The sequence below is a fragment of the Bifidobacterium primatium genome, assembly GCF_002802875.1.
GTDB lineage: Bacteria > Actinomycetota > Actinomycetes > Actinomycetales > Bifidobacteriaceae > Galliscardovia > Galliscardovia primatium.
This window is the reverse complement of record NZ_PEBI01000008.1, coordinates 1-1,771: the sequence shown is the minus strand read 5'-3', so window position 1 is coordinate 1,771 and position 1,771 is coordinate 1. Positions and strand designations below refer to the sequence as shown.

Annotated in this window: 1 protein-coding gene; it reads right to left on the bottom strand. The window is 53.2% G+C overall.

The window, feature by feature from the left end:
• Positions 1-702: 702 nt before the first annotated feature.
• Positions 703-1,506 carry a hypothetical protein gene (locus CS006_RS10580; protein WP_243387115.1) on the bottom strand — a complete coding sequence of 268 codons (804 nt, stop codon included), beginning with the start codon at positions 1,504-1,506 and terminating at the stop codon, positions 703-705.
• Positions 1,507-1,771: the final 265 nt, after the last annotated feature.

Below are 1,771 nucleotides of genomic sequence, written 5' to 3'. Positions count from 1 at the left end.
GTGGGAGAGTAGCACGCCGCCGCAACCAAACGTAGGAAAGGCCCCGGACCCACACGGTCCGAGGCCTTTTCCCATATATACTCTTCCCCTTTTCATTTATCCGGACACAGCCACAAGAACGGAAGGACGACCGAGGCCGCGCGGCCCGCGGTTCTCTGCGTTCCTCCTGTGGTTTTATCTCTGCAGAGCGTCTATGAGGTCCCCGGTGATCCATCGGGGACCTTTCCGTACCTGCGACGTCCCACATATCCAATACATGCCGATGACGCGTATGCGATGGCGTACACGAATTGCATGACGCAACACATCCCACGATCCGATACGGCACGAATCCGTCAATACGGTGGTATCCGGGTATCCATCGATGGGATGAACCGTCGGATACGACCATATCCACTGGTTCATGCGGAAGTGAATGCGTCGACGCCGGACCAACGGACCATTCGCGCCGGACCCCGCATTCCTGCCGCGCACCGGGACGAACAAGCCGAGCATGAACATACCGTGCACTCCGCAGGGAAACCCGTTGCGCTTTCCCTGTATTCCGCGATGTTTCACGTGAAACCACACTTTATTGGCGTATGACAAAACAATCGTATATAGGAAAGAGCCTCATGACTAAAAGTCATGAGGCTCTTTGTTCTTTTTGACATAATGCACGTTATCGGTAAATACGCCCTGCTTTCTCTACACCTGGATGTTTTATTCCTGGGCGCATGCGGCGAACGCCTGATACAACAGCGCGATGGATGTATCGGATACGTCGTCGCCGACGAACACTATATGATGTCCGTTGCCGTCTCGCTCGTCCACGCTATGCTCGCCGATGTTGTGTATGGCATCTCGTATCGAGGTGATATCCGCATTCCACTGAGGAGTCATCGTGCCGAAGCAATACAGATCAAAGACGAAGCTTTTCGGATGATTGTTGCCGAATGACGATTCCAGCCGTTCGCTGTACTGATATGTGTATGCACTCAATGTGCCATAGGAGCGACCGACTCTCATATAGTCATCGATGGCACGATTCACTCCGAATTGGAACTTCGGCAAATCATTCGGCACATAGACGTTATGGCTGTGAGCGGCTTGGTCCAGAGCGTCACGATACGTTCCGTCAAACGTGGGTCGACGGGTGTCCTCATGTGCATCGGAGCCGTATGAGTGGCGCCCCAGACGGGAGAGATACTCCGCACGCACTGATTGTGCCAGCCGACGTATGGCATCGGGGTCGAGCGTTCCCCGACTGGTCGTGGTGTTTGATGTGCCGTCGGCCGTGGTCCGGGTGACGATGATTGTGCCGTCCTGGAACGTCAGGGTGGTGATGGTTTCTCCTGTAGACAGATCCTGCGTGGACGATGACGACTTGACTTTGCCGTGTTCTTGAATCAGCTGATCATCAACAGGGACGACCGGTTCACCGGAGTTATGTATTACCGCCCACACAGCGATGATGCTTGCCGCCACGATCACTATGATGATTCCTATCATGATGATGATTCTCATTATTTGATGCCCCTTCGTCTGATTCATCGGCATGCCATGAAATAACGCCGTTTGATATGGCCGATGCTATCGCCGTTATGAGGTAAATGAGGAATGAATATTGCGCGACACGCCGTCCGGGGTATGGGATGCCGATTTTTCCCGATGATTTTGAGCCGTATACTGGCTTTAGACGTGGAAAAATGCTGTTTTGCGACACGCCGTGGGTGGCGTTTGTTTTCAGTGGTTTTGGGGTTGTTGTTTTGTTTGGGTTTGCGTTGTGGTG